The organism is Colwellia sp. BRX8-5, assembly GCF_014077325.1.
Classification (GTDB): Bacteria; Pseudomonadota; Gammaproteobacteria; order Enterobacterales; family Alteromonadaceae; genus Colwellia_A.
In genome coordinates this window covers 1-354 of the sequence record NZ_JACGVR010000103.1, presented here as the reverse complement: position 1 = coordinate 354, position 354 = coordinate 1, and the positions used below count along the sequence as shown (strand labels likewise).

General features: G+C 43.8%; 2 rRNA genes. Both read right to left on the bottom strand.

What is annotated here, in order from left to right:
- Positions 1-5: 5 nt before the first annotated feature.
- Positions 6-120, bottom strand: a 5S ribosomal RNA gene (gene rrf / locus H4J62_RS20085).
- Between the two features lie 114 nt (positions 121-234).
- A 5S ribosomal RNA gene (gene rrf / locus H4J62_RS20080) occupies positions 235-349 on the bottom strand.
- Between the last annotated feature and the right edge of the window lie 5 nt (positions 350-354).

Genomic DNA, 354 nt, shown 5'->3' with positions numbered 1-354 from the left:
TAGAAGCCTAGCAATGTCCTACTCTCACATGGGAACTCCCACACTACCATCGGCGCTACTGCGTTTCACTTCTGAGTTCGGAATGGGATCAGGTGGTGCCACAGTGCTATTGTCGCTAGACAAAACTTGTAATATCAAAGATATAATTTAATTTATACTGTTTAAAATACAAAGTAAATTAGAACCTTGGAACAAAAAACCCGTAGCATCAGCTACGGGTTTCTCTAAATAGAAGCCTAGCAATGTCCTACTCTCACATGGGAACTCCCACACTACCATCGGCGCTACTGCGTTTCACTTCTGAGTTCGGAATGGGATCAGGTGGTGCCACAGTGCTATTGTCGCTAGACAAAA